Below are 23,611 nucleotides of genomic sequence, written 5' to 3'. Positions count from 1 at the left end.
TTATATAATATGTCATCAAACAAGAAATACTGGAAAAGTGTTGAAGAGCTAAACGAAAACAGCTCTATTGTTGAGACGCTAAAACAAAACGAGTTTGTAGCTGAAATACCTACTGATGAATTTTTAGGTGATAAAGAAACATTAGAGGCTTCAAGTACAACCCGACGCGATTTCTTAAAATACGTAGGATTTACAACTGCTGCTGCATCTTTAGCAGCTTGCGAAGGTCCTGTGAAAAAGTCAATTCCTTATGTTGTTCAGCCTACAGAAATTATTCCTGGTGTTGCTAACTACTATGCAACTACTATTGCTGATGGTTTTGATTTTGCTAGTGTTTTAGTAAAAACGCGTGAAGGTCGTCCAATTAAAATTGAAAACAATACTATGGCAGCTACCAATGGTAATGCAAATGCCAGAGTAAATGCTTCTGTTTTAGGATTGTATGATAGCTTAAGGGTTCAAGGGCCAAAAAGAAAAGATGGTCAATCTATTTCTTGGAGTACATTTGATGCTGAAACTACTGAAAAACTTACAAGTATAGCAGCTGCAAATAAAAATATTGTGTTATTAACACAAACGTTTGCTAGCCCATCTACAAGTAAGTTGATTTCAGAATTCAAAGAAAAATATGGTAATGTTAGTCATGTAGTTTACGATGCTGTTTCAGAATCTGCTGCTCTTGATGCTTACCAAGCTAAATATGGAGAACGCGGATTAGCAAATTATGATTTTGCTAAAGCGATGACCATTGTTTCTGTTGATGCAGATTTCTTAGGAGATTGGCAAGGTGGAGGATTTGATTCTGGTTATGCTAAAAATAGAGTTCCAGATCATGGCAAAATGTCTCGTCATATTCAGTTTGAGGCTAATATGTCTTTAACTGGTGCAAATGCAGATAAGCGTATTCCTTTAACACCAACACAGCAAAAATTAGCTTTAGCTAAATTATATAGCTATGTTGTTGGAGGTTCGGTTTCAGGAAGTTTACCAGAACAAATAGAAGATGCTGTTAAAAAAGCAGCTTCTCAATTAAAGAAAGCAGGAAGTAATGGTGTTGTAGTTACAGGAATTCAAGATGTAAATGCACAAACAGTTGCTTTAGAAATAAATGAAGCTTTAGGAAGTAAAGCTTTTGATACAAAATCACCAATTAAAACTAGACAAGGTAGTGATAATGCAGTGGCTAGATTAGTTGGCGATATGAAAGCTGGTCGTGTTGCAGCACTTATTATGAGTGGTGTAAATCCTATGTATACTTTACCAAATGCTTCAGATTTTGCTGAAGGATTGAAAAAAGTAGAGTTATCTGTAGCGTTCTCAATGAAAGCTGATGAAACGTCTTCAGAAGCGCAATATATTGCAGCGGCTCCTCACTATTTAGAGTCTTGGGGTGATGTTGAAATTAAAAAAGGACATTATGGGTTAACACAACCAACTATTCGTCCTTTATTTGATACCAGACAATTTCAAGAAGCTTTATTAAAATGGACAGGAAACGATGTTTCTTACCATGATTATATTAAAGACGCTTGGGGGTCTACTATTTTAGGAGGTAGTTCTTTCAATCAAGCATTACATGATGGTGTTTTTGTTGGAACAATTGCAACTGAAGTAGAAGTTGCCGATTTAGAATCGAATGACACTGAAACACCTTCAGGAAATGCAGCTAGAACTTTGGCTTCTTCTGCAAAGGCTAATGGTGGTTTAGAGTTAACATTATATACTAAAGTAGGTATGGGTGATGGTCAACAAGCCAACAACCCATGGTTACAAGAGTTTCCAGATCCTTTAACAAGAACATCTTGGGATAACTATTTAACTGTTTCTAAAGTAGATGCTGATGCACTTGGTTTAACTAATACGCACGTTGCAAACGGTGCTTTAAATGGTAGTTATGCTAATATTACTGCTAACGGAGTAACTATTAAAGCTCCCGTGATTATTCAACCAGGGCAAGCAAAAGGTTCTGTTGGATTAGCATTTGGATATGGTAAGACAAAAGGTATAAAAGAAGAGATGCAAACAGGTGTAAATGCCTACGCATTATACAATGGTTTCAATAGAGTTCAAGATGTAACCGTTGAGCTTGCAGCTGGAGAGCATGAATTTGCTTCTGTACAGCTTCATAACACCTTAATGGGTCGTGGCGATATCATTAAAGAAACAACTTTAGAGATATTCAATACAAAAGATAAAAAATACTGGAATGCTATTCCTGTAGTGTCTTTAAATCATGAAGAAACTCCAGTAACATCGCCAGAGGTTGATTTATGGGATGAATTTGATCGTTCAATTGGTCATCATTTTAATTTATCAATCGATTTAAATGCTTGTACTGGTTGTGGTGCTTGTGTTATTGCTTGTCATGCTGAAAATAATGTACCTGTAGTTGGTAAAACTGAAGTACGTCGTAGTCGTGATATGCATTGGTTACGTATTGATAGATATTATTCATCTGAAGAATCATTTGAAGGTGATAATGATAAAAAAGATAATATTTCTGGTTTAGGAAGTTCATTAAGTGAATTTGGAGAAATGGAAAATGCTTCTGAGAATCCTCAGGTTGCTTTCCAACCAGTAATGTGTCAGCACTGTAACCATGCACCTTGTGAAACTGTTTGTCCTGTGGCAGCAACATCACATGGTCGTCAAGGTCAAAACCATATGGCTTATAACCGTTGTGTAGGTACTCGTTACTGTGCAAATAACTGTCCTTATAAAGTACGTCGTTTTAACTGGTTCTTATATTCTGAAAATGACGAGTTCGATTATCATATGAATGATGATTTAGGACGTATGGTATTAAATCCAGATGTTACTGTTCGTTCTCGTGGTGTAATGGAAAAATGTTCTATGTGTATTCAAATGACACAGAAAACAATTCTTGATGCAAAACGTGATGGACGTAAAATTAAGGATGGTGAATTCCAAACAGCTTGTTCTGCAGCTTGTAGTAGTGGGGCAATGATATTTGGAGATATCAATGACAAAGAAAGTAAAGTTGCAAAACTTAAAGAAGATAACCGTATGTATCACTTATTAGAAAGTGTTGGTACTAAGCCTAATGTGCAGTATCAAACAAAAGTGAGAAATACAACTGAAGCATAAATCTAATTAAAGAATCAATTATATAATTATGGCGTCTCATTACGAAGCACCTATTAGAAGACCTTTAGTTACAGGCGAGAAATCATACCACGATGTTACTGTGGATGTAGCAAAACCTGTAGAGGGAAAAGCAAATAAACAGTGGTGGATAGTTTTTGGTATTTCACTTGCTGCTTTTCTATGGGGAATTGGATGTATTATTTACACAATATCTACAGGAATTGGAACTTGGGGTTTAAATAAAACCGTAGGTTGGGCTTGGGATATTACTAACTTCGTTTGGTGGGTTGGTATTGGTCACGCAGGAACACTTATTTCTGCAGTACTTTTATTATTCCGTCAAAAATGGAGAATGGCAATAAACCGTTCTGCAGAAGCAATGACAATTTTCTCTGTTGTTCAAGCAGGTTTATTTCCAATTATACACATGGGTCGACCATGGTTAGGATATTGGGTATTACCAATTCCAAATCAGTTTGGTTCATTATGGGTTAACTTTAACTCACCATTACTTTGGGATGTATTTGCAATTTCAACATATTTATCTGTGTCATTAGTATTCTGGTGGACAGGTTTATTACCAGATTTTGCAATGCTTAGAGATAGAGCTATAAAACCTTTTCAAAAGAAAATATATTCTTTATTAAGTTTTGGATGGTCTGGTCGTGCTAAAGATTGGCAGCGTTTTGAAGAGGTATCTTTGGTACTTGCTGGTTTAGCAACACCATTAGTACTTTCTGTACATACTATTGTATCGTTTGACTTCGCAACATCGGTAATTCCAGGTTGGCATACAACAATATTTCCACCATACTTCGTTGCTGGTGCGGTATTCTCAGGATTTGCAATGGTAAATACACTTCTTATTATTATGAGAAAAGTGTGTAACCTAGAAGATTATATTACAGTACAACACATCGAGTTAATGAATATTGTAATCATGATTACAGGTTCTATTGTTGGTGTGGCATATATTACAGAGCTATTTATTGCATGGTATTCGGGTGTTGAATACGAACAATATGCATTCTTAAACAGAGCAACTGGTCCTTACTGGTGGGCATATTGGGCGATGATGACTTGTAACGTATTCTCTCCACAGTTTATGTGGTTCAAAAAATTAAGAACAAGTATTATGTTCTCTTTCTTTATCTCGATTGTGGTAAATATAGGAATGTGGTTTGAGCGTTTTGTAATTATCGTTACATCGCTTCACAGAGATTACTTACCATCTTCATGGACTATGTTCTCTCCAACATTTGTAGATATTGGGATTTTTATTGGAACAATTGGATTCTTCTTTGTATTATTCTTATTATACTCAAGAACATTCCCAGTAATTGCACAAGCTGAGGTTAAAACTATTTTAAAATCTTCTGGAGAGCGTTACAAAAAAATAAGAGAAGCAGGAAATAGTTTAGTTGGAACAGGAGCAGATGAAAGAACATCTGGTAAAACAGTAACTAAACCTGTAATTGAAGTTAAAGAAACTTCTGTTGAAGATAATTCAGATAAAGTTAGTAGCTTACTAGGAAGCATAGGTACTTTTGATGCCGCTACACAAACTGCTGATGATTTAAAGAAAGTAAGTGGTATCGGACCTAAAATGGAACAAGTACTTAATAGTATAGGTATTTACACATTCCTTCAAGTTAGTAAGATGACCAAAAAAGAATATGATTTGTTAGACAGTATCACAGGATCTTTCCCAGGAAGAGCAGAGCGTGATGATTGGTCTGGACAAGCTAAAAAATTAATAAACTAAATATAGTCAATGGAAGCTTCAAAAGTTATTCACGCTATTTATACTGATGATGATGTATTAATGTCGGCTGTTAAAAAAGTTAAGGCAGAAAAGCATCACATAGAAGAAATATATACACCGTTCCCGGTTCACGGATTAGACAAAGCTATGGGGTTAGCACCAACACGTATTGCTATAACAGCATTTATGTACGGGTTAGTTGGATTAACAGTAGCCATATTGATGATGAATTTTATAATGATTGAAGATTGGCCTCAAAATATTGGAGGTAAACCAAGCTTTAGTTATATAGAAAACATGCCAGCCTTTGTTCCAATTATGTTTGAGTTAACCGTGTTTTTTGCTGCTCACTTAATGGTAATCACATTTTACTTACGTAGTAGAATGTGGCCATTTAAAAAAGCCGAAAATCCAGACCCAAGAACAACTGATGACCATTTTTTAATGGAAATAGCCGTTCATGGAAATGAAAAAGAACTAGAAAGCTTATTAGCAGAAACTGGAGCAGTTGAAATTAATTTAGTTGATAAAGCCCATTAATAAATAGTATGAAAAGCTTAATTAAAATATTAGCAATAGCAGTCGTTTTAGTAGCTGTATCATGTAAAAAAGATACTGCTCCAAATTATCAATTCATGCCAAACATGTATGAACCTGTTGGTTATGAAACTTATGGAGAAGCTGCTTTCCCAAATGGAATTGAAGCACAAATACCTGCTCAAGGTTCTATACCAAGGGGTTATGTGCCTTTTGATATTGAAAATTCTACAGCAGGATACGATTTAGCAAAGGCTACATTAACAAGTCCTTTAGATTCTACTCAAGTAGATTTAGCTAGAGGTAAAGAGTTATATGATATTTATTGTGGTATTTGCCATGGTAATAAAGGAGATGGACAAGGTAACTTAGTAAAACGTGAAAAAATATTAGGTATTCCAAGTTATGATGATGCAGGTAGAGCAATAAATGAAGGCAGTATTTATCATACAATATACTACGGTAAGAATGCAATGGGTTCTTATGCAAACCAATTGAATGAAGAAGAGCGTTGGCAAGTAGTATCGTATGTATTAAAATTAAAAGCAGATTTAGAAAAGTAAGATTGATAAGATTATTATAGATATGTATACATTTTCAAATAAATTAAAGACATTTTCAATCATTCTAATGGTTTTAGGAGTATTAGGTGTTGGATATGGTTTTATGACATCTCATAAATCTTTTGAAGAGGTTGAAACCTTACTGGCAGAAGAAGCACATCATGGTGGTGGTCATGGTGAAGAAGCAGAACATGCAGCTCCATCTCATGATGCTCATGCTACAGATTCTCATGGTGAAGGTCATGCAGAGGAAGCTCACGCTGAAGTTGATGAACACAAAAAACATGTAGAACATGTACAACACCAAATAGCAAACCGCCCTTGGGCAGCTTTATATGTAGCAGCTTTTTTCTTTATGATGATTGCTTTAGGGATTTTAGCTTTTTATGCGATTCAAATCGCATCACAAGCAGGATGGTCTCCAGTATTATTCAGAGTTATGGAAGGTATGACTTCATATGTGTTACCTGGAGCTTTAATAGTTTTAGGTATTGCCGTAGCTTCTGGAACAATAGGTCATTATAATCTATTTATTTGGATGGATCCAGAAGTAGTAGAACATGATAAATTAATAAAAGGTAAATCAGGATTTTTAAACTTACCTTGGTTTGTTATAAGAGGTTTAATTTTTATTGCTGGTTGGAGCTTTTATCGTTATATCTCAAGAAAATATTCTACTGCTCAAGATGAAGCGGGAGACAATAAAAACTTTAAAAAATTATTCCGTTGGTCTGCAGGATTCTTAGTATTCTTTATCTATACAGAATCTATGATGTCTTGGGATTGGATTATGAGTGTAGATCCTCACTGGTTCTCAACATTATTTGGCTGGTATGTTTTTGCAAGTATGTTTGTTAGTGGTATAACTGTTTTAGCATTATTAACTATATACTTAAAGTCAAGAGGATATTTAGAGTTTGTTAATGAAAATCATTTACACGACGTTGCTAAGTATATGTTTGCTTTCAGTATTTTCTGGACTTACTTATGGTTCTCTCAATTTATGTTAATTTGGTACTCAAATATTCCAGAAGAGGTAACCTATTTTGTATCACGTTTTCAAGATTACCAATTACCATTTATAGGAATGGTTGTATTAAACTTTGTTTTCCCAATATTAATGTTAATGAATGCTGATTATAAGCGTATTCCTTGGTTTGTTGTAATGACAGGTTTAGTAATATTATTTGGACATTACATTGATATATTCAATATGATTATGCCAGCAACTGTAGGAGATAGATGGTTTATTGGAATACCAGAAATTAGTTCAATATTACTTTTTGCAGGTTTATTCATATTTATAGTATTTACAGCTTTAACAAAAGCTCCATTACTAGTTAAAAGATATCCTTTTAAAAAGGAAAGCGAAGAATTTCATTATTAATTAAGAAATAAATAAAGACGAACGACACCAATGACTGCTTTATTAACAATTATAGTTTTAGTATTTATTTTAATTGCCATTTGGCAAATGGTAAAGATTTTCGATTTAGCTCAGGCTAAAAGTGAAAATACAGGAGTTGCTACAGATAAAGACAATACAATTAATGGGTATTTAATGATGGGCTTTTTAGCTTTCATTTATATTATTACTATTGTAAGTTTTGTAAAATGGGGCGATTTACCATTAATGTCTAATTCTGCTTCAGAGCACGGACCTACTATTGATAACTTGATGATTATCTCAATGGTAATTATCTTCATAGTACAAACTATTACACAGTTTTTATTACACTATTTTGCTTTTAAGTATAAAGGTGAAAAAGGTAAAAAAGCTTTGTTCTTTGCAGATAATAACAAATTAGAGGCAATCTGGACAATTATTCCTGTAATAGTATTAGCGGGTTTAATTATTTACGGATTAAGCACCTGGATTAACATTATGGGTGTTGATGAAAGTGATGATCCATTAGTAGTAGAATTATACGCGCAACAATTTAACTGGAAAGCCAGATATGGTGGAGCAGATAATACTCTAGGAAAAGCAAATGTTAGATTAATAGATATTGATCGAGCAAATATCCTAGGTCTTGATGAAGCAGACCCAAATGCACAGGATGATGTAATTACTACAGAATTACATTTACCGGTTGGTAGACCAGTGTTATTTAAAATGCGTTCACAAGATGTTTTGCATTCCGCATATATGCCTCACTTTAGAGCGCAAATGAACTGTGTACCAGGTATGATTACTCAGTTCGGTTTCACGCCAACAGTAACTACTGCTGATATGCGTCAAACTCCGCAAATGATTGAAAAAGTTCAAAATATTAATAAAATTAGAGTTGAAAATAGTAAGGCTTTAGTTGCTAAAGGCGAAGATGCTTTAGAACGTTACGAGTTTGACTATTTATTACTTTGTAATAAAATATGTGGAAAGTCTCATTACAATATGCAAATGAAAATTGTAGTTGAAACTCAAGATGAATACGATGCTTGGATGAAAGAGCAAAAAGAATTCAAAAACTCTCTAATTAACTAATTTAAAAAAGAAAAACGATATAAGATTATGTCAGCACACGCAGATAACCACGCTCACGAAGACGACCACGGACATCATCATAAAGAAACGTTTGTAACTAAATATATATTTAGTCAAGATCACAAAATGATTGCTAAACAGTACTTAATTACAGGTACTATTATGGGAGTTATTGGGGTTTTCATGTCTATGATGTTCCGTATGCAAATCGCATGGCCAGAGCAACCAAATGTATTGTTTGAAGCATTTCTAGGAAAATGGGCTCCAGATGGTGTTATGGATGCAGATATTTATTTAGCATTGGTAACTATACACGGTACCATTATGGTATTCTTTGTATTAACAGCTGGATTAAGTGGAACATTTAGTAACTTATTAATTCCGTTGCAAATTGGAGCACGCGATATGGCTTCAGGGTTTTTAAATATGGTATCGTATTGGTTATTCTTCTTATCAAGTGTAATCATGGTATTATCATTATTTGTTGAAGCAGGACCAGCAGCGGCAGGATGGACAATTTATCCACCATTAAGTGCTTTACCATTAGCTCAAGGAGGTTCAGGTATGGGTATGACATTATGGTTAGTATCTATGGCCATTTTTATAGCATCTTCTTTATTGGGTTCACTTAATTATATCGTTACGGTAATTAATTTAAGAACAAAAGGAATGTCTATGACAAGACTTCCATTAACAATTTGGGCATTTTTTATTACGGCTGTAATTGGGGTTATTTCTTTCCCAGTATTATTATCTGCAGCGTTATTATTGATAATGGATAGAAGCTTTGGAACATCATTCTTCTTATCAGATATATTTATTCAAGGTGAAGTATTACATTACCAAGGAGGTTCACCAGTTTTATTTGAACACTTATTTTGGTTTTTAGGTCACCCAGAAGTTTATATTGTAATATTACCTGCAATGGGATTAGTTTCTGAAATTATGGCATCTAACTCTCGTAAACCTATCTTTGGATATCGAGCTATGATTGCCTCAATTTTAGCAATTGCTTTTCTATCTACAATCGTATGGGGTCACCATATGTTTATTTCAGGAATGAATCCATTCTTAGGGTCTGTATTTACATTTACAACGTTATTAATTGCGATACCTTCAGCAGTAAAAGCTTTTAACTGGATAACTACGCTCTGGAAAGGAAATTTACAGATGAATCCAGCTATGTTATTCTCAATAGGTTTTGTATCAACATTTATAACGGGTGGTTTAACAGGAATTATTTTAGGTGATAGTGCCTTAGATATTAATGTTCACGATACATATTTTGTTGTAGCTCACTTCCACTTAGTAATGGGTATATCTGCATTATATGGAATGTTTGCTGGTATTTATCATTGGTATCCAAGAATGTTTGGTAGAATGCTTAACAAAAATTTAGGTTATATCCATTTCTGGATTACTGCGGTTTGTGCTTATGGAGTATTCTTCCCAATGCATTTTATTGGTATGGCAGGTTTACCACGTCGTTATTATACAAATAGTAACTTTCCGTTATTTGACGATTTAGCAAATGTAAACGTTATCATAACTATATTTGCTTTAGTTGGTGGTGTTGTACAAATCATTTATTTATATAATTTCTTTGTTAGTATTTTCTACGGAAAGAAAGCAACTCAAAACCCATGGAAATCTACAACTTTAGAATGGACAGCACCAGTAGAGCATATGCATGGAAACTGGCCAGGAGAAATTCCACATGTTCACCGTTGGGCTTATGATTATAGTAAACCAGGTCATGATGTAGATTTCGTACCACAAAATGTGCCATTAAAAGATGGTGAAGAAGAACTGCAGCATTAAGAATTAACAATATATCTCTTACATATTTAAGAATCCGTCTTTTTTAGACGGATTTTTCTGTTTAAAAACCATTTTTTTCGATAAAATGTAAAAAAATGTAAAAAAATTCGATGAAATACAAAAAAATCAGTTAAATTGCGAATCATAAATGATTTGAAAGTAAGATATTTGGCAAAATATATAAATATTTTATTACAAATAGATGCTATTAACAATTCTAAATTAACCAAACCTATGAAAACAAAATCCCTTTTAGGGTATGCAAAAACTTTTGTGCCCTTAATTATGGTGTTTCTATGGACGACATTTTCAGTAAATGCTCAATGTCCTACATTAAATCCTAGTCCTCCACCAATGCCAATTTGCGATGCATCTGGTTATACCTTTGCCGATTTAAGTGCAGATTATGCATTAGATGGTGGCGATGGTATTGTTTGGTATGATGCCTCGTCTGGTGGCAATCTATTTAATGATGCCCAGTTAGTATTAGAGGGAACATATTATCTAGATAATAATTCTGCTAATTGTCCAACACCAAGAGCATCAATTATTGTAACTTTTCAAGTTGGTGCTAGTGGCGAAAACTTAGATCAAATATATTGTAGTAATGAAAATGCTACAATTCAAACATATATTGATGATGTTTTACAACCAAGCGTACCTTCGGGAGGTTCTGTTGAAGTTTATTCTGATATAAATTTAACTACTCAGTTAACCCCAGCAACAGCTATTCCAAATGGTGCATCTAATTATTTTATAGTATTTATAGATAATGGTAGTTGTGAAAGTCAAATAGAAATCGGGCAAGTAGGGGTATTCAATGCGCCAGCAGACCCTACACCTGCTAATCCTCAAGAATTTTGTTCCGATACTAATCCTACAATTGCTGATTTAGATCCAGGAACTACAGCAACTAATTACAGTTGGTATGCAAATATAAATGGTTCTGGAGATCCAATTCCACCGGCCTTACCTTTAGCAACTCCACTTGTAGATGGAAATACATATTATATACAAATAAATGATGTCTTCTGTGTAAGTAACGCAGTGCCTGTTAATGTTGTAATTGATACTCCTGTTGACGCAGGAGATTCTGCAGTTTTAGAGTATTGTAATGATAGTTTACCAGCTTCAGATTTTAACTTATTTGATGAATTAGGAGGAACTCCAGATACTGGAGGAACTTGGTCTGGACCTTTAACTACTTCTAATGGTGATTTAGGAACAGTTAACATATCATCTTTGACCACTGCTGGAACTTATGTGTTTACTTACACAGTATCCAGTTCTGGTGTTTGTCCAGATAGTACTTCAAATGTAAGTATTACAGTTTATGAAACACTTACATCTGGTACGCCATCAGCAAATAATCCAGCATCATTTTGTGAGTCTGGTTTACCAGCTTCTTTTGATTTATTTACACTCATAGAAAACTACGATCCTGATGGACAATGGACACAAGGAACTACAAGTTCTGATCCTGTAGTGACTTTTCCAATTGATTTAACAGGTTTAACACCTAATACATATAATTTCACGTATACTCAAAATTTATCGCCTAACCCTTGTCCTGAGGAATCTACAACAGTACAGGTTATAGTTTTACCAGATCCTGATGCAGGAGTTGCGATAAACCAAACATTTTGTGAGAATGAATTAGCAGCTAACTCTCCTTTTAATTTATTTGATGCGTTAGATGGTTCTCAAGATAACAACAGTGGAACTTGGACAGATTCAAATGATGTAACTATTTCAAACTCTTTAAATATTACTACGCTTACCGTAGCCGGAAGCCCATATACATATAATTATACAATAGATAATGGTACCTGTTCTGATACAGAGTCAATTACTATAACAGTTGAACCTGCTCCAGAATCTGGAACGGTAAATGCTCCGGTAGCGTTTTGTGAAGGAGAAGGGTCGGCAAGTTTTGATTTATTCACTTTATTAGAAGGAGAAGACCAAACAGGAACTTGGAATGATGATGATTCTTCAGGAGTGTTAACTGGAAATATAGTTGATTTATCAGGACTAGCTCCAGCAACATATAATTTCACTTACGATGTAACAGCAATTGGAAGTTGTGATGATGTAGATGTAACAGTTAGTATAACTATAAACCCGTTACCAAATACAGGTACACCAGCACCAGCTACATTTTGTGAAAACGACTTAGTTGCAAATTCACCTTTAGATTTATTCGGTCAATTAACAGGAGAAGATGCCGGAGGAACTTGGACAGATGATGATGCAACAGGAGCTTTGTCAGGTAGTGATGTTGATCTAACACTATTAGCAATAGGTTCATATAGTTTTACTTATAGTATTACAGATGCAAACAGTTGTACAAATAGCAGTACAGTAACAATTACGGTTGAAGATGCTCCAGAATCTGGAACAGCAAATGCTCCAGTAGCGTTTTGTGAAGGAGAAGGGTCGGCAAGTTTTGATTTATTCACTTTATTAGAAGGAGAAGACCAAACAGGAACTTGGAATGATGATGATGCTTCAGGAGTGTTAACTGGAAATTTAGTTGATTTATCAGGACTAGCTCCAGCAACATATAATTTCACTTACGATGTAACAGCAATAGGAAGTTGTGATGATGTAGATGTAACAGTTAGTATAACTATAAATCCGTTACCAAATACAGGTACACCAGCACCAGCTACATTTTGTGAAAACGACTTAGTGGCAAACTCACCTTTAGATTTATTCGGTCAATTAACAGGAGAAGATGTTGGAGGAACTTGGACAGATGATGATACAACAGGAGCTTTGTCTGGTAGCGATGTTGATTTAACACTATTAACAATTGGTTCATATAGTTTTACTTATAGTATTACAGATGCAAATAGTTGTACAAATAGCAGTACAGTAACAATTACGGTTGAAGATGCTCCGGAATCTGGAACAGCAAATACACCAGTAGAGTTTTGCATTTCAGAAATAACTACAGGTCAAACCTACGATTTATTTGATTTATTAGAAGGAGAAGATCAAACAGGAACTTGGAACGATGATGATGCTTCCGCCGCATTATCTGGAAACACAGTAACACTTGATGGTTTAGCACAAGGCACTTATAATTTTACTTATGATGTTGATGCTATAGGGAGTTGTGATGATGTTGATGTTACAGTTAGCATTGTTATAAATGACATTTCAGTACCAACAGCATCAACTCCACAAGAGTTTTGCGATAGTGCTACAGTAGCAGATTTAGTTGCCACAGGAGCAACTATTCAATGGTACGCTGATGCAACAGGAGGGTCACCTTTATCTAGCTCTGATGCTTTAGTAGATGGTGAAGATTATTTTGCTACTCAAACAGATGCAACTACTGGGTGTGAATCTTCAGTAAGAACAGCAGTAGTAGTTACAATTTACATTTCTCCTATTGCAGGAGCCCCAAATACAACACCAATAGCTGTGTGTAATGATGATAATAATGTTGATTTATTCACTGGTTTAGATGGAACTCAAGATGCAGGTGGAACATGGAATAATGATGATGGCGTTGGAGCTTTAACAGGAAACATTTTTGATGCAACAGGAGTCGCTGCAGGAACATATAATTTTACATATACAGTAACTGCTTCGTCACCTTGTATAGATGATAGCCAAACGATAACAGTTACCATCAATGAGCCTTTAGATGCAGGAACAGATGGAACACCTCTAGATTTATGTAGTAATGATGGTACAATAGACTTGTTTACTCAATTAGGAGGAACTCCAGATACTGGTGGGACATGGTCTCCAGCATTAACAAGTGGGACAGGAGTTTTTGATCCTTTAGTTGATGCACCAACTACATATTTATATACTTTAACAAATGCTTGCGGTACAGCATCAAGTAGTATTGATGTTTCTGTAACCCTTGCTCCAAATGCAGGAACAGATAATTCAGCTGCTTTATGTGTAAATGATGATCCAATTGATTTATTTGATTTATTAGGAACAGCTGCTCAAAGTGGAGGAACATGGTCTCCAGCATTGAATAGTGGAACAGGAGTTTTTGATCCAGCAGTAGATCCAGCAAATGTTTACATTTATACAGTAACTGCGGTTTCACCGTGTTCACCAGATGATTTTGCAGAAATCACTGTTACGGTTGATGACACACCAACACCTGTGGTTACAGATAATAATCCAGAATTCTGTTTAATTGATAATCCAGTTGTTTCAGATTTAGACAGTACAATTAGCTCATCAGGAACAATTAATTGGTACGAAGATGCTGCTTTAACGTTACCGTTAGCAGGCACAGAAGCTTTAGTAGATAGTGAAGATTATTATGCTACTCAAACAAATGGTACAGGTTGTGAATCTTCAACTTCTGTTCAAATAGATGTAATTATTCACGATTCACCTATCCCAGCATTAGATGATGCCAATGAAGAATACTGTATCAATGATGGACCTACAATAGCAGAGTTAACATCGAATATCAGTTTCGATTCAACATCTTACAATATAGTATGGTACGATGCGGCTACCGGAGGTTCAACAATTTCAAGTGGTACTAGTTTAACTATTACAACATATTATGCTGCATTGGTAGATATAACAACAGGTTGTGAGAGCAGTGTGCGTTTAGCAGTTACTCCAGATTTAACAGCTTGTGGTAAACTAAGGTTACCAGATGGTTTCTCACCTAATGGAGATGGAACAAACGACACATATGATGTTGATAACCTAGCGATTTTATATCCAAATTTTGAAATAGAAATTTATAACAGATATGGAAATATAGTTTATAAAGGAAATGCTAATACACCAAGATTTGATGGTACATCTAATCAATCTAGAACATTGTCAAAAGGCGATTTACCAGTAGGTGTATATTTCTACATCTTCAATTTTAACGATGGTGAAAATCAACCAGAACAAGGACGCTTATACTTAAGCAGATAATTTATAGATAAAGCAAAATTTAGAAACAATGAAACATTTAAATATATATCATAAAATAGCTGCTTTGTTAAGTTTGACGTTCTTGTCATTACAAAGTTCAGCACAACAAGACCCTCAATTTACACAATACATGTATAACATGAGTGTAATTAATCCAGCTTATGCAACCGCAGAAGAAGGGATACTAAACTTAGGAGGACTTTACAGAACCCAATGGGTAGGTATAGAAGGTGCACCAAAAACAGGAAGCTTTTTTGCTCACACACCAATAAATGATAAAATAGAGATGGGAATCTCTTTTACAAACGATAATATTGGTGATGTTGTTGAAGAAAACAATATCTATGCGGATTTTGCCTATGTATTACCTGTAGGAATTGAAAGTAAAATATCATTCGGTTTAAAAGCAGGTGTCACACTTTTTGACACTAATTTTGATGGTTTTGTATTACAATCGCCAAATGAAGATGTTGCTTTCAATGAAAACATTAGTAGAGCATTTCCTAATTTAGGTATTGGAGCTTTCTTTTTCTCTAATAATTATTATTTAGGTTTATCGGCACCAAATATGTTGTCTACAAAACATTTAGAAAATGAAAATGGTATAAAGGCAACAGGTGTTCAAAACGTTCACTATTTCTTTACAGGTGGTTATGTTTTTGATATTAATCAGAATCTTAAATTAAAACCTGCATTTATGGGTAAAGCTGTTAAGGGAGCACCAATGGCTTTAGATATTACAGCTAGTGTATTAATAAATGAGAAATTAGAGGCTGGTTTAGGGTACAGATTAGATGATGCTATGAGTGCTTTAATAAACTTTAGAATTACACCAGAACTTCGTGTAGGTTATGCCTACGATTATACAACTAACAATCTGGGAGATTTCAATTCAGGATCTCATGAAATATTTATTTTGTTTGATGTCGATTTATTCGGATTTAGAGGCGGATACGATCGTTCACCAAGATTCTTCTAAAACATTAATAATTGGAAAACATGAAAAAAAATATATACATACTTGCAAGCCTTTTATTAGTTAGTGGAATAGCATTAGCACAAAAAGGAAATACAAAACGAGCCAATAAGCTTTTTGAAATGAGAGCTTATAATGAAGCTGCCGAATTATATGAAACTAAAGATAGAAATCAAGAAGTACTTCAAAATTTAGCAGATAGTTATTATTACAACACAAGTCTTCAAAAAGCAATTAAAACCTACAGAGAGTTATTTGTAGAGTACGGTGATTCTATAGATATTGAATATCATTTTAGATATGCACAAGCTTTAAAAGGTGTTAAAAACTATAAAGAAGCCGATAAGCATTTAAGTAGATATTACAACAAACCTGTAAACACGAATGCTTTTATTGAATCTTTAGAGAAAACTACACCTCATGTGTTTAATTTAGAACAAATCGTAAATGAAGGTTCTACTAGCGATTTTGGTTTAACGTTTTATGGTGATAACAAAATAGCTTTTGCATCAGCAAGAAATACCGAAAACCCATCGTATTCATGGAACGAGTTACCATATTTAGATTTGTATAGTGCAACTTTAAAAGATGATAACACATTAGAGGATGTTCAACCTTTCTCTGATGCCATTAATACAGATTCTCACGAAAGTAATGCTGTATTTACTAATGATGGTAAAACCATGTATTTTAATAGAACCAATACCACTCGTAAAAAAACAGACGAAGAGCGTATTGCACACATTAAAATCTATAAAGCAGAATTAGTAGATGGTGTTTGGACAAACGTTACCGCATTACCATTTACATCTAACAGTTATAGTACAGAGCATCCAGCATTAAGTAAAGACGGAAAAACACTTTATTTTGCAAGTGATATGCCTGGAACTTTAGGAAGCTTCGATATTTACAAAGTTGCCATTAATGATGATGGAACTTATGGCGAACCAGAAAACTTGGGTCCAACAATTAATACAAAACACAGAGAACAATTTCCTTTTATAAGTGAGTTTAATGTGCTGTATTTTTCATCAATTGGTCATCAAGGTTATGGCGGTTTAGATGTATTTAGAAGTAATTTAGTAAATGATACTTTTGATAAACCTGTTAACTTAGGAAGCTCAATAAATAGTAATTTAGATGACTTTGCGTATGTTGTTAGAGAGAAAAATAACAAAGGGTATGTGTCATCAAACCGTACAGGTTATGATAGATTATTTGGTTTTGCCAGAGAAGAGAATCCTTTAACAAAATATCAAGTTGAAGGTATTGTACAAGACTTGAACAGCAAAGAATTACTTACAGGAGCTTTAGTAACACTGTTTGATGAGTCTGATACTGTAATTCAAGATACACTTGTTGGAGATGATGCGTATTACATTTTCAAAATAGAACCCAATAAAAAATATAAAGTACGAGGAACACGTAAAGCATATATTCCACAGGATGTTGAGTTTTCAACAGATAGTAAGGGTAAGGTGCAACACGATATTTATTTAAGTTTAGAGTCTTTTGCAGATGCTGAAGCACGTGTTAAAAAAGATGAAGAAGGCGAATCTAAAGTTGAACTAGACGAAATTTATTTCGATTTTGATAAGTCTAACATTCGTGAAGATGCAGCAGTGACTTTACAAGTATTAGTAGATTTAATGAAGAAATATCCATCAATGGAGGTGGAAGTTTCTGCACATACAGATGCTCGTGGTCCAGACCAATATAACTTAGATTTATCTAAACGTCGTGCAGCCTCAACTTTAGAATATTTAGTAAGCCAAGGTATAGATAGAAGCCGATTGAAGAGTATAGGTTATGGAGAAATGCAGCCACTTAACGAATGTGTAAAAGAAGGTATTTGCGATGATGATGAGTATGATGTTAACAGACGTTGTGAATTCACAATTTTAAATTAGTTAAAATTTTAAATTATCAACAATAATTTTTAGCCAAATTATTTGGTAAAGCCTTTCCGTTTTGGAAAGGCTTTTTGTTTATATTTGCTTGTACTGAACTTGTTTCAGTATCTTTTTGTCATTTCCGCAAAGGCGGAAATCTACTTTGAACCAATTTGTCACCTTGAGCGCAGTCGAAAGGTCTATGAATATATTTTCTAAATGAACGAAAACCTAGATCCAACAAGCGAAAATTTTTCACCAGAAGAATTAGATGTAGAAAAAAAATTGAGACCCTTAGCATTTGATGATTTTACGGGTCAGGATCAAGTATTAGAAAATCTTCAAATCTTTGTTCAAGCGGCCAATTTACGTACCGAAGCTTTAGATCATACTTTGTTCCATGGTCCTCCAGGTTTAGGAAAAACGACTTTAGCACACATTCTTGCTAACGAACTAAGCGTTGGTATAAAAGTAACCTCGGGTCCAGTATTAGATAAACCCGGAGATTTAGCAGGTTTACTTACTAATTTAGAAGAACGTGATGTTTTATTTATTGATGAAATTCATAGATTAAGTCCCATAGTAGAAGAGTATTTATACTCAGCAATGGAAGATTACAAAATCGATATTATGATTGAAACGGGGCCAAATGCGAGAACCGTTCAAATCAATTTAAATCCATTTACTTTAGTTGGGGCTACAACACGCTCGGGGCTGTTAACAGCACCTATGCGTGCACGTTTTGGTATTCAAAGTAGATTGCAATATTATAAAACCGATTTACTTACCACTATCGTCCAACGAAGTGCAGATATTTTAAATGTGCCAATTTCTATGGAAGCAGCTATAGAAATTGCTGGACGTAGTCGTGGTACACCCAGAATAGCAAATGCTTTATTACGTCGTGTTCGCGATTTTGCACAAATAAAAGGTAATGGTTCTATCGATATAAAAATCGCTAAATATAGTTTAGAGGCATTAAATGTTGACGCTCATGGGCTGGATGAAATGGATAACAAAATTCTATCAACCATTATAGATAAGTTTAAAGGTGGTCCAGTAGGTATTTCTACTATTGCAACAGCTGTTAGTGAAAGTCCAGAAACTATAGAAGAAGTTTATGAACCTTTTTTAATTCAGCAAGGTTTTATTATGCGAACACCGCGCGGACGAGAAGTTACAGAGCAAGCCTACAAGCATTTAGGTAAAATAAAAGGACCAACTCAAGGCGGTTTGTTTTGACACTATTTGTCATTCTGAACGTGTTTCAGAATCTCATTAATAATGAACTCAAAAACCAAACATACAAAACTCATAAAAACCGAAGCAAAACGCCTCGGTTTTTTGTCTTGTGGTATTAGTAAAGCTCAATTTTTAGAAGAAGAAGCACCTCGTTTGGAAAAGTGGTTAAACAATAATATGCATGGAGAAATGCGTTATATGGAAAACCATTTTGATAAACGTTTAGATCCAACTAAATTGGTTGAAAACTCCAAAAGTGTTGTTTCATTACTATTGAATTATTTTCCGACGGATGTTCAAAATAAAGATTCTTATAAGCTATCTAAATATGCATATGGTATCGATTATCACTTTGTAATTAAAGATAAACTCAAATCACTTTTAAATTTCATTCAGGAAGAAATAGGTGAAGTTCACGGACGTGCTTTTGTAGATTCTGCTCCAGTTTTAGATAAAGCTTGGGCAGCTAAATCGGGTTTAGGTTGGATTGGTAAACACAGCAATTTATTAACCCAACAAGTAGGGTCATTCTATTTTATTGCAGAATTAATAATCGATTTAGAACTAGATTATGACTCACCAGTTACAGACCATTGCGGAACTTGTACAGCTTGTATTGATGCTTGCCCAACAGAAGCAATTACTGAACCTTACGTGGTTGATGGCAGTAAATGTATTTCGTATTTTACCATAGAATTAAAAGAAAATATCCCATCAGAATTTAAAGGTAAATTTGATGATTGGATGTTTGGTTGCGATGTGTGTCAAGATGTTTGTCCTTGGAATCGGTTTTCAAAATCACACAAAGAACCTTTATTTAATCCGCACCCAGAATTACTATCTATGAGTAAAAAAGATTGGGAAGAAATAACAGAAGATACTTTTAAGAAAGTGTTTAAAAATTCCGCAGTAAAGCGTACTAAGTACTCAGGTTTAAAACGAAATATAGATTTTTTAAAAAAATAGTAGATTCCCTTTTAATAGCTTTACTCATATGGTATTTCAAATACACGCTTATATTTTAAGCCATATAATTTTAGCTTAATGGATAAAACCTAAAACCTATAATACAATCGTTTTTTTAAGTTTTTTATGTAATCGGGCAAATTCATAACTCTATTGTTTATAGCTAATATAGTAATATTTACATTAAATTTACAATTAATTAACATTAAATTTACATTGTAATAATTTAATAATACTGATTTGTGTAAGAATAATGCAATGTAATTAGTCAATTTTGAAATTTCATTTATAAGTAAAACATTCAAAATTTTCAAGCTTAAAAAGAAACATCAATTTTCTAAAAGAATAGTAGTTTCCTTGATATGATTATTATCTTTGTTTACTTAATTAACCATTTTTATGAGCGAAGAAAGTAAACGTAGAGAAGCCCTTATTTATCACGCAAAACCAACTCCTGGCAAAATTAAAGTAGTTCCAACTAAAAAATATGCTAGTCAAAGAGATTTGTCTTTAGCTTATTCTCCGGGTGTTGCAGCTCCTTGTTTAGAAATTGAGAAAAATAAAGAGCATGTTTATAAATATACAGCTAAAGGAAATTTAGTAGCTGTAATTTCTAATGGAACAGCTGTTTTAGGTCTAGGAAATATTGGTCCGGAAGCCTCAAAACCAGTTATGGAAGGTAAAGGATTACTTTTTAAAATATTTGCTGATATTGATGTTTTTGATATTGAAGTTGATACTGAAAATATTGATGAGTTTATTCAAACCGTTAAAAATATAGCACCAACTTTTGGAGGAATAAATCTGGAAGATATAAAAGCACCTGAAGCTTTTGAGATTGAAAGAAGACTTAAAGAAGAGTTAGATATTCCAGTAATGCATGATGACCAACATGGTACTGCTATTATTTCGGCAGCAGCCTTGTTAAATGCAGTAGAACTTGCTAAAAAGAAACTTGAAGACGTAAAAATAGTTATAAGTGGAGCAGGTGCTGCAGCTATTTCATGTTCACGATTATATCAGGCTTGTGGAGCTAGACTAGAAAACATGGTCATGTTGGATAGTAAAGGTGTAATACGAAAAGACCGTGAAAGTCTAACACCTGAAAAAGCAGAATTTGCAACCGATAGAAAAATAAATACATTAGATGAAGCGATGAAAGATGCCGATGTGTTTATTGGGCTCTCTATGGCAGATATTGTAACTCCAGATATGCTTTTGGCTATGGCTAAAAACCCAATTGTTTTTGCTATGGCTAATCCTAATCCTGAAATAAAATATGATATCGCAATTGCTACGCGAAAAGATATTATTATGGCAACTGGTAGAAGCGACCATCCAAACCAAGTGAATAACGTGTTAGGATTTCCGTTTATTTTTAGAGGTGCTTTAGATGTACGCGCTACAAAAATAAACGAAGCTATGAAAATGGCTGCGGTAAAAGCTTTAGCAAAATTAGCTAAAGAGCCAGTGCCAGAGCAGGTAAATATTGCTTATGGTGAAACTAGATTAACCTTCGGAAAAGATTATATAATCCCAAAACCTTTCGATCCGCGTTTAATTGCCGAAGTACCACCAGCAGTAGCTAAAGCAGCAATAGAAAGTGGTGTAGCAAAACAACCTATTAAAGATTGGGAAAAATATACAGACTCGTTGTTAGAACGTTTAGGTTCAGATAATAAGTTAGTTAGATTGTTGTTAAACAGAGCTAAGTTAAATCCTAGAAGAATTGTTTTTGCCGAGGCAGACCAATTAGATGTTTTAAAAGCGGCTCAAATAGTATATGAAGAAGGAATTGCACATCCTATTCTTTTAGGAAGAAAAGAAACCATAGAATCTTTAATGAAAGAAATTGAGTTTGATGCAGATATTCCTATAATTGATCCTAAAACAGAAGAAGAAAACGAACGTAAAAATAAATATGCAAAGGTATATTGGGAGCAACGTAAACGTAGAGGTGTAACCTATTATTCTGCACAACGCTTAATGCGAGAACGTAATTATTTTGCTGCTATGATGGTTAATACAGGTGATGCAGATGGTTTAATTTCCGGCTATTCTAGAAACTACCCAACGGTGGTAAAACCTATGTTAGAGCTAATTGGGATGATGCCAGGTATAAGTCGTGTGGCAACAACCAATTTAATGATGACTAAAAGAGGTCCACTTTTTTTAAGTGATACTTCAATAAATATAGATCCAGATGCAAAAGCACTAGCAAAAATTACTCAAATGACTTCCAGAGTTGTTAAGATGTTTGGGCTAAATCCGGTTTTGGCTATGGTATCTTATTCTAATTTTGGGTCGTCACCTAATAGTAGAGCATCAAAGGTTAGAGAAGCAGTATCAATTTTACATCGCAGACATCCAGAAATGATTGTTGATGGAGAATTGCAAACCGATTTTGCTTTAAATGATGAAATGCTCCGTGAAAAGTTTCCGTTTTCAAAATTAGTTGGTAAAAAAGTAAATGCGCTTATTTTCCCTAATCTAGATTCAGCAAATATTACTTATAAATTGCTAAAACAATTAAACGAAGCAGATTCCATTGGGCCAATCATGATGGGTATGCGTAAACCTGTTCATATTCTTCAATTAGGAGCAAGTGTAGATGAAATTGTAAACATGACTGCAATAGCTGTAATTGATGCACAGTACAAGGAGAAATGGGAATTAGAACATCCGGGAGAGTAAGTAAATCTAATGCAAATAATTTTATTACATTTGGTGGTTAACGAATAACAATTCATGATAACACATATTCAAGGAAAGCTAACTGAAAAAAACCCAACCCATGTTGTTATTGATTGTAATGGGGTGGGTTATATGCTAAATATTTCATTACATACCTATTCTCAAATTCCAGATAACGAACAATTAAAACTCTATACACATCTTCAGGTGAAAGAAGATTCTCATACATTATATGGGTTTTCATCACTTGCAGAACGCGAGATTTTTAGATTATTAATATCTGTAAGTGGCATTGGAGCGAGTACAGCAAGAACTATGCTATCGTCATTAACACCTAAACAAGTACGAGAAGGTATAGCTGGAAATGATGTAGCTTTAATTCAATCTATAAAAGGTATCGGTGCAAAAACAGCACAACGTGTTATTATAGATTTAAAAGATAAAATATTAAAGATTTACGATATTGATGAAGTTTCGGTTTCTCAAGACAATACCAACAAAGATGAAGCGTTATCTGCTTTAGAAGTGCTTGGTTTTGCCAAAAAACAGGCTGAACGCGTTGTGGATAAAATTATGATAGCTCATCCAGATGCCAATGTTGAAACTATTATAAAGCAAGCCCTCAAAAATTTATAATAT

Annotated in this window: 14 protein-coding genes; all 14 read left to right on the top strand. The window is 34.2% G+C overall.

Annotated elements, in window-relative coordinates; translation table 11 throughout:
- The first annotated feature begins 9 nt into the window (after nt 1–9).
- Nucleotides 10–3,108 carry a TAT-variant-translocated molybdopterin oxidoreductase gene (locus MBM09_RS00260; RefSeq protein WP_238674820.1) on the top strand — a complete coding sequence of 1,033 codons (3,099 nt, stop codon included), beginning with the start codon at nt 10–12 and terminating at the stop codon, nt 3,106–3,108.
- A 28-nt stretch (nt 3,109–3,136) separates the two neighbouring features.
- Complete coding sequence (gene nrfD / locus MBM09_RS00255; RefSeq protein ID WP_238674818.1) at nt 3,137–4,873, top strand: NrfD/PsrC family molybdoenzyme membrane anchor subunit; 1,737 nt, start codon at nt 3,137–3,139, stop codon at nt 4,871–4,873.
- Nucleotides 4,874–4,882: 9 nt separating this feature from the next.
- Nucleotides 4,883–5,413, top strand: coding sequence for a DUF3341 domain-containing protein (locus tag MBM09_RS00250; RefSeq protein WP_238674816.1), 531 nt, complete (start codon nt 4,883–4,885; stop codon nt 5,411–5,413).
- Between the two features lie 8 nt (nt 5,414–5,421).
- Nucleotides 5,422–5,973 carry a cytochrome c gene (locus MBM09_RS00245; RefSeq protein WP_238674815.1) on the top strand — a complete coding sequence of 184 codons (552 nt, stop codon included), beginning with the start codon at nt 5,422–5,424 and terminating at the stop codon, nt 5,971–5,973.
- A gap of 22 nt (nt 5,974–5,995) precedes the next feature.
- Entirely contained in the window at nt 5,996–7,360 is a 1,365-nt protein-coding gene (locus MBM09_RS00240; RefSeq protein WP_238674813.1) for a quinol:cytochrome C oxidoreductase, read from the top strand.
- Nucleotides 7,361–7,390: 30 nt separating this feature from the next.
- Nucleotides 7,391–8,458 (top strand): cytochrome c oxidase subunit II, encoded by a 1,068-nt coding sequence (locus MBM09_RS00235; protein WP_238674811.1) that lies wholly within the window; start codon nt 7,391–7,393, stop codon nt 8,456–8,458.
- Nucleotides 8,459–8,485: 27 nt separating this feature from the next.
- Nucleotides 8,486–10,279, top strand: coding sequence for a cbb3-type cytochrome c oxidase subunit I (locus MBM09_RS00230; RefSeq protein ID WP_238674810.1), 1,794 nt, complete (start codon nt 8,486–8,488; stop codon nt 10,277–10,279).
- A gap of 234 nt (nt 10,280–10,513) precedes the next feature.
- Nucleotides 10,514–15,202 carry a gliding motility-associated C-terminal domain-containing protein gene (locus tag MBM09_RS00225; protein WP_238674808.1) on the top strand — a complete coding sequence of 1,563 codons (4,689 nt, stop codon included), beginning with the start codon at nt 10,514–10,516 and terminating at the stop codon, nt 15,200–15,202.
- A 28-nt stretch (nt 15,203–15,230) separates the two neighbouring features.
- Nucleotides 15,231–16,181: a type IX secretion system membrane protein PorP/SprF gene (locus tag MBM09_RS00220; protein WP_238674806.1), complete on the top strand. Its 951-nt coding sequence runs from the start codon at nt 15,231–15,233 to the stop codon at nt 16,179–16,181.
- Between the two features lie 20 nt (nt 16,182–16,201).
- Nucleotides 16,202–18,088: an OmpA family protein gene (locus tag MBM09_RS00215; protein WP_238674805.1), complete on the top strand. Its 1,887-nt coding sequence runs from the start codon at nt 16,202–16,204 to the stop codon at nt 18,086–18,088.
- A 201-nt stretch (nt 18,089–18,289) separates the two neighbouring features.
- On the top strand, nt 18,290–19,312 hold the full coding sequence (gene ruvB / locus MBM09_RS00210; protein WP_238674803.1) for a Holliday junction branch migration DNA helicase RuvB: 1,023 nt from the start codon (nt 18,290–18,292) through the stop codon (nt 19,310–19,312).
- Nucleotides 19,313–19,354: 42 nt separating this feature from the next.
- Nucleotides 19,355–20,278 carry a tRNA epoxyqueuosine(34) reductase QueG gene (gene queG, locus MBM09_RS00205; RefSeq protein ID WP_238674801.1) on the top strand — a complete coding sequence of 308 codons (924 nt, stop codon included), beginning with the start codon at nt 19,355–19,357 and terminating at the stop codon, nt 20,276–20,278.
- Nucleotides 20,279–20,677: 399 nt separating this feature from the next.
- Nucleotides 20,678–22,972 (top strand): NADP-dependent malic enzyme, encoded by a 2,295-nt coding sequence (locus MBM09_RS00200; protein WP_238674799.1) that lies wholly within the window; start codon nt 20,678–20,680, stop codon nt 22,970–22,972.
- 54 nt (nt 22,973–23,026) lie between these two features.
- Nucleotides 23,027–23,608, top strand: a complete 582-nt coding sequence (gene ruvA, locus MBM09_RS00195) for a Holliday junction branch migration protein RuvA (protein ID WP_238674798.1) — start codon at nt 23,027–23,029, stop codon at nt 23,606–23,608.
- The last annotated feature ends 3 nt before the right edge of the window (nt 23,609–23,611 follow it).

It is taken from the genome of Flaviramulus sp. BrNp1-15 (assembly GCF_022259695.1).
GTDB lineage: Bacteria > Bacteroidota > Bacteroidia > Flavobacteriales > Flavobacteriaceae > BrNp1-15.
The sequence above is the reverse complement of the archived record's forward strand: the minus strand, read 5'-3'. Positions and strand labels throughout refer to the sequence as shown.